Source organism: uncultured Nonlabens sp. (genome assembly GCF_947495285.1).
Lineage (GTDB): Bacteria > Bacteroidota > Bacteroidia > Flavobacteriales > Flavobacteriaceae > Nonlabens.
On the sequence record NZ_CANLXZ010000021.1, the window covers coordinates 47,967 to 55,043 of the forward strand.

The window sequence follows — 7,077 nt, forward strand, 5'->3', positions numbered from 1 at the left end:
TCTTAATGGGTTCTAATTATGCAGATTAAAGGTTTGAACTATTTCTAGATATTCTATAATTCAAACTAAAACATCCGTTCTTCCAAAGCATTCTTCCATTTGTATAATACGTCTCGACTATCGTTATAATCGTGAATAATTTTACTGAAGTTTTCAGATTTAGTCTCTAAAAATGCTTGACGCCCGTTAGTCCTTATCAAATTCAGCTTTTCATTTATAAGTTTCAATTCTTTTTTAAATAGTAGAGTATCTTTATTGCAATGCCATACGTAAGTAGCCTCTTTTGTATCTAATGTTTCTAAAACGATATGGAATTTCTGTTCTCCAGTAAGAATAAAAACAAATGAAAATGGATGTAAAACATATCTAATTTTCAATACAGTATCATCGTGATGTTTTGCTAAATAATGAAGGTGTCTACTATGAAGATATTTGTTCTTGTTTAATATTGATTCAAGAGCAGTGTCATCTGAATTAACCAAATACGCTAAGTGATTTTCAATAGTTGAATTCTCTATTTTATTATCAAAAGCTTTTCTCCCTTTTATAAAATTATGCTCAATGAATTGAAATTTAACGCTTTCTATAATCTCCTTATTGATTTTGTCGATATCTTCAGAAGTAGCTAGCTGGGATACAATAGTATTCTTATCAGTTTCTATTTGTATATGGACAGAAATGAATTTTGATTGTAATGTTTTGGAGAAATAAGGTTTTAGTACTTCAAATTCTGGTTGGATTTCTTCGTTTTCTATTTCAAATTGAATAGCCTCTTTTGATGGTATGTATTTATAAGAAAAACAAACCAGTCCGTAGTGAAAATCTAAATCATTGATTGCTACACGAATTGTCTTGTTTATAATGCTTGTTTTTTGATCGTTATTTGTTGAGCTTTCAAAATCTTCAAAAAGTGTGGCTTGGCGATCTAAATTTCTGTAATAGGTATTTCGTTTTAGGAATAGCTTATTTAAATATGGAATGTGTTTATCCCTGTAATCGTATGTAATAGGTTTTAATTCTGAACGTTGAACTCGTCCTATATATTGAATTAATTTCCCTTTAAAAGCAAATGGGTATACAAGAAATAAGCAAGAAATGTCTTTAATATCCGTGCCTTCTCCAAAATACTGCCCAGTTGTAATAATTGCTTGGTAATTTCCATCTTGAATACTTTTCCACTTTAAATTTTGTTCACTGGTACTATTTTTTCCCGATATCGCGATTACCTCATATTGGCTTTTCAAATATTGATATAAAACTTCAATATGCTCAACTCTTTCTGTTATGATGATTATTTTTCTTTCATTTTTTAATTCGGCATAGATATCTTTTAGAATGAGTTTATTTCTTTCTGAATCGTGAATTAAGACTTTAAAAAGTGTTTCAAAATGATCTGTTTTAGAATTAAAAGGAACTTCAAGATTTGTATCTCTAACCACGAGTCTTGCTTTTTTGAAGGTATCGATTTGATGAGGTTTGACTTCAGCAATAATATCGCCTAGATATAAAAACAGTAGTTTTTCATCATTATTTTTCCTAAAAGGAGTTGCAGTTAATCCATATTGGTAATAGGGCGACAATTGATGAATAACGTCTCTAAAGGACTTTGCAGGAATGTGATGGCATTCATCTATAAGAATAATTCCAAAAGTAGATTTTAATTCATCTTTATTCTCGTTTAATTTTTTTGTCAATGTTTGAATGAGAGCTACTGTAATTCGTTTTCCCACTTTAGTTTTTCCTTGACCTATAGAGCCTATTTCGCGTTTTGGATTGCCAAAAAATGTTTCTATTCTAGTAATCCATTGTTGCGCTATTTGTTTTCTATGAGTAATAATCAGTGCAGGTTGTTCTTTCTGCTCTATAATCTTTAAACCCATGATAGTTTTTCCAGCTCCTGGAGGCGCTACAATAATTCCAAAGTCCTTTTTTGAAGTTATAGAAAGTGGCTCGTGTTGATGACTCAGTAATTCAATAGAGGAAGAAAACGTAACATTAGGTAGTTTTTTTCTTTGGTCTGAAAAATTATAATCTATATTGTTCTCTTTACAAAATCGAATGAATCTACCTACGAAACCACTAGGGATTTCAACACTATTTTCTTTCTCTTCAATGAGATTAAAATAGCGTTCTGTTTTCCAAGTACTTTTACCCATCTTCTTTTTTACGATAAAATCAGAATTGTAAAAATTAAGTTGTTCTTTGAGGAAATCAATAATTCTAGGCTCTAATCCGTTTCGACTTAGAGTGACACAATTTGTCAATGATATTTGGAGTTTTCCCGAAGTAATGGTTTTGTTTGTAGCAATTACTCCTTTTCCTTCTTGAAGCTTATTGTAAATTTGGTTTAAGAGAGCGATAGGAACTCTTTGTATCTCTTTAATAAAATCCCACTGGTTTGTATAAGGTTCAAATGTTTCTGGATTTATAAAGCAAGAATTACCTTGTAGTATATTATTTCCTTGTAAGGGCAACGCAATAAGATTCCCTAAACCTTTACCTGATAAATAATCTTGATTAGGGAACAAACGGTCAAAACTAGTGTTCTTGTCAAAAACAGAAAAAATTTCGGCCTGCTCAAAAAGTGACAGTACAATTTTTCTACTTCTAATAGCAGGATAGGCTTGGTCAAAAAATATCCAAACGTGCGCCCCATTGCCTGAACGAGATTGCTCTACATAAGATGGTATTTCTTTTTCTTTTAAAACTTGTAATGCTTTTTGTGATTGTTTTTTCCAATCTCCTTTATCAAAATCTGCAACAATAAACCAAGAGGTATTATCCTTTAACAAGGGGTAAATTCCAATGGATTGCTCACCACTAAAATGTTTTGATAATTGGTAATCATTAAGCCGTAAATACGTTTTGTCAGTATAATCCTTAAAAGTACCACCGTGCTGTTTATGCAAGCGATACATATAAGGATCATAAGAATAAGCTGGCATATAACCGCTTTTAGTAGATTTTTCCCATCGCAATGCAAAAACATCTTCACGTCCTTTAAAAAGGGAGCTGAAAAGTGGTATTTGCTTAGGATTTGTCATTAGGTAATACGTTTATTTACATCGTAGATCTTAGATACAGTAGTACGTTTAAAAGTTTAAATGCTTTATTCTTCAGTATATTTTTTTTTGTAATTACGCTTTCGCGAAAGCGTAACTCGACGTACTATTTTAAAAGTCAATAGTCCATTTGCTGTCATTAAATAATCGCTTAACACCTTTAATATCTGTTATTAAGTCATCAAAAGAAGGACTTTCTCCATAAATCATTTGTTCTTGCATTATTTTATAATCTGCTTTCCATTCTGAAATTAAATTATCTGGTGGGATAGGATTAATAGCCTGCGGTTGATGTAATTTATAATCGACTCCACCTACCTTAGTAAACAGTATCCTATGCTTTACAATCGTTTCGTATAGTATTTTATTACTTATCGCTTTGCCTGCAAATTCAGTTTTACTAAGTTGATAAATGTCATATAGATGTCTACTTAATCTATCAACCCTAATTTTTTCTATTGGACGTTGAAATTCTTCGTGTAGTAAAAATATTTTTTCAAGAAAAGTTCTTTCAGGATTAACGCAAGGAATCTTAATTGCGTCTTCCACAAATAATGCATCAGGGAATTGCTCGTCTATCAGTGTTTTTATCTCCTTTAGGGTAAACGGTTCTTTAAGTGAGCGACAGCCTATTTCTATTTGGACGCGCGGCATTATATAGCCGGGTGAATTGATAATTGTGGGATAATACACTTCAATAATTCTAGGATCTTGGTCGCTGGAGATAGGTTCAATAATTTTAATAGCTAACTTCTCAAAATTTAATGCGGTAAGCTTTTGAATAAATTTTGGCAAAAATGCATACTCAAGATATTCGCTAGTTGCTTTTCTAAGTTTAGTTCGTTCTTTTTTAGAAAGTTCTCCCGAAAAACCCACAAAGTTTCTGTCTATTGCAAGATCTATATCTTCTGAAAAGCGATCTATTAACTTCCAAGCTTTACTTAATGAAGTTCCTCCTTTGAAAACAAGATAATTCCCTATCTCCATATCAAACAGGGTTTTCAAAACTAGATGTACCCACCAATCTTTTTCTACGGCATACGCAGGTATTCCAGTTTTGATTGAAGCCTGATTAAAGATTTCAATTCGATCTTTTTTCGGCAGCTCGGCGAAGTTAATTTTTGTCATTAAGGAATGCTTTACTCATTATTTTTTGAATCCAAACTGGAGCGAGGTCTAGATCGTGTATTAAATTTGTTTCAGATTCTTCTTTTAATAATTCTACTATTTTGAGTTCCTGCTCTTTAGTTACTTTTTCTTTTCCAATGGATCGTAAAGCCTGTATAACTAGACTACTTATTTTGCCTAAAGCTTTTAAGTTTTTTGGAGTGGTACGTTTCAATTTTATAATTTGTTTCCCTATTTTAATTTCTCTTGGAGCACCATCGGTTAAAAAGGTTAATTTTAAGGGTATTTGCTGACTGAGTCCCAAAGCGTGCAGAGCGTACACTCCTGTTGGCACTATTTTTATTTTATCTCTTTGTGCAATACCATAAGCGATTTCTTCTGCAGTTGGTAATAGCTCTCCGATGAGTTTATTTTTTTTCGGTCGTACATATATTCCTTGTGCAATTCTGGTAATAAACTCATCCTTATAAAGTCTATGTAACGCTAAGCGCACCGCTTCTGAAGAACCAATGTGTTTAAAGTCTGCAGGAAATAAAAGAGTACCTTCTTTCTTAGTACTTATTTCTTTTTGGATTTTCTCTTCTATACTTATCATTTAAGACTATTACAATTCATTTTGTAACAAATATATGTATTATTTGTTACAAAATATTAAAGGATAATTGTATTTGAAAATTGAAGGAGTTGAATACTTGGCATTTATTAAACGGCTTTTTGATTATGTATTATTGATGTTGAGATGATTAGATTGATATCCTCCTTCAAAAAGTTTGAACTCTGTCCAGTCCAGGTAAAAAAACCTTACAATCAAATGATTGTAAGGTTTTTTTATTTTAGATTAACTTAATGTTTTATACGACACCTATTGCAAAAAAGAAAACGCCATCTCTTTAGTTATTAGTAAAACTTTTTTGTTCTAAAATGATTATGTAATTTTCCTGATTACTTAAACAACATCATTTTATTTTTAAATAGAGATTCTAAATTATTAAAGCTTTAAAGTTCTTTTTAAAAATATCAATAGGAGTTCTATGCCCATTAGATTCTTTAGTAATTGTATAATTAGATTTACTAGTATTTAAAAATGCAATAGTATCTAACGGGATAACGACATCGTCATTAATCCCAAGAACCACAGTATGAAGAATATTAGGGTTTGACATGATCTCTACTGCAGGTTTTTCAACTTGATTTGGAGCAAGACTTGGATTAAATAATAAGCTGGGTATATCAAACATATTAGCTAGATGAAAACCTAAATGTCCACCCATAGAACTCCCTATGATTAAATCGATTTGATTGGTTTTTATTAAGGTCTTCAAACCAGAAAATATAGATTGAGATTCTGTATTATAATTTAAGTGCGGACTGTACACTGTATGCTTTAGCCTTAACCAGTCTATTTTACTTGATTGATTACTAGACATTAGTCCGTGTAAGTACAGTATACGCATATCATTTTATTTATAAAGATATTATCGTCTTAAAATTAAAATACAAAAGCTTATTCTGTGGCTTTTTAAAAATTATTTTTGATTTTTTTTAGAATAAATTTTGAACTGGCTGAGTATCTAATTACCTTAACAAAAAAACAAGATGGAATTAGATGTTAAATACACGAATCAGATCAATTCATTTATTAGTGATTTGCAAAAACAAATACATAGAGAACTATTTGAAGAGGAATATGATGAACAATATGATTCTAGTAGTGAAGCTTATTCGAGAAAAAATGGTACTAATCCTATGAATGAGGAATATATTCAGAAAGTTAAAGAAAAAAGAGAAAAACAAGGCGTGCCTATGCTCGCAGCTAATGGTCTGCCTAAAGACAATAGTACAGAAATTCTTGTGCGAAAAAAGATTATTGAAGTTTTACTTAATAAACTAAATACGCAACCATTAACCCCTAAACCTAAAATGAATATATCATCATTTTTTAAAACTCAAAAATAATTGGCGTTAACTTCGCTCTAGAGGGTTAAGTATTCAACGATGTATTTTTAAGTTTTTTTTAATATCAATTTTAAACCAGCTCTACCACACTAACTCCGTTACTTTTCTTATTTATTTTTATTTGAGTAGGAATGCGCTCTTTCAAGTTTTCTACGTGAGATATAATACCTATCATTTTACCTTGTGCTTGCAGGGTTTCTAGGGTAGATATTACAGTTTCTAAAGTATTACCATCCAAAGTACCAAAGCCTTCGTCTATAAATAGAGAATCAATTTTTACGTTTTTACTCGCCAAATCAGAGAGTCCTAGTGCGAGTGCTAAACTTATAATAAATTTCTCGCCACCGCTAGAGGTATCTACCAGTCGTGCTTGATCGGTTTGATAATGATCTATAAGGTTAAAATCGAGTTCTTCTTTAGGCTTATAATCGGTTTCCATTTGTAAAGAATAACGCCTGTTTAAATTGTACAGGTGTACATTTGCAAGATCTAGTAAGTGTTTTAACGTTAATCGTTGTACGTAAATGTTAAAGGCATCTTTAGAATTTCCTATAATTTTAAACAAAGTACGCCAAGTGACACAAATGGCTTCTTGGGTTTCTATGCTTTTATAAACCTCGCTGTTTCTGGCTTTAATTTCATTGTCTTTTTTAAAGGCTTCTTTTATTTCGCCTTTTTGCACAGATAGCGTTTTGTTTGTCGCCTTTATTTTTTCTAAAGCGCTATTGTTTTCTTCTTCAGAAAGGGTGAATTTTTTAGTTTCCTCCAATTGTTTAAGCGTTTTTTCATGCGCTTTAAAAAGCGTTTCTATTTGAAGCTTTCTATTTTTTATTTTTTCTTTTATGGTTTGATACCAATCCTGTCCTAAATAAATTTAAGACATATCAAACTTAACCATTTTACTGGTTTGATTAGCTGTTTTATTGTTTTT

Annotated in this window: 6 protein-coding genes; 1 reads left to right on the forward strand and 5 read right to left on the reverse strand. The window is 31.1% G+C overall.

Annotation, left to right across the window (positions count from 1 at the left end; translation table 11 throughout):
• Positions 1-65: 65 nt before the first annotated feature.
• From Q0838_RS09935 to Q0838_RS09950, 4 genes are all read right to left on the reverse strand, one after another.
• A complete protein-coding gene (locus tag Q0838_RS09935) occupies positions 66-3,044 on the reverse strand; it encodes a DEAD/DEAH box helicase (RefSeq protein ID WP_298954265.1) in 2,979 nt (992 codons plus the stop codon).
• Between the two features lie 129 nt (positions 3,045-3,173).
• A complete protein-coding gene (locus tag Q0838_RS09940; RefSeq protein WP_298954268.1) occupies positions 3,174-4,190 on the reverse strand; it encodes a nucleotidyl transferase AbiEii/AbiGii toxin family protein in 1,017 nt (338 codons plus the stop codon).
• Entirely contained in the window at positions 4,177-4,785 is a 609-nt protein-coding gene (locus Q0838_RS09945; RefSeq protein WP_298954271.1) for a DUF6088 family protein, read from the reverse strand. The genes Q0838_RS09940 and Q0838_RS09945 overlap by 14 nt, the downstream gene beginning before the upstream one ends.
• Before the next feature lie 385 nt (positions 4,786-5,170).
• Positions 5,171-5,644 carry a YqiA/YcfP family alpha/beta fold hydrolase gene (locus Q0838_RS09950; RefSeq protein WP_298954274.1) on the reverse strand — a complete coding sequence of 158 codons (474 nt, stop codon included), beginning with the start codon at positions 5,642-5,644 and terminating at the stop codon, positions 5,171-5,173.
• A 142-nt stretch (positions 5,645-5,786) separates the two neighbouring features.
• Between Q0838_RS09950 and Q0838_RS09955 the strand changes: the two genes are divergently transcribed.
• Positions 5,787-6,146: a hypothetical protein gene (locus Q0838_RS09955; RefSeq protein WP_298954277.1), complete on the forward strand. Its 360-nt coding sequence runs from the start codon at positions 5,787-5,789 to the stop codon at positions 6,144-6,146.
• A 70-nt stretch (positions 6,147-6,216) separates the two neighbouring features.
• On the opposite strand, the gene Q0838_RS09960 is transcribed toward Q0838_RS09955, so the two are convergent.
• Positions 6,217-6,915 (reverse strand): SbcC/MukB-like Walker B domain-containing protein, encoded by a 699-nt coding sequence (locus Q0838_RS09960; RefSeq protein ID WP_298954280.1) that lies wholly within the window; start codon positions 6,913-6,915, stop codon positions 6,217-6,219.
• Positions 6,916-7,077: the final 162 nt, after the last annotated feature.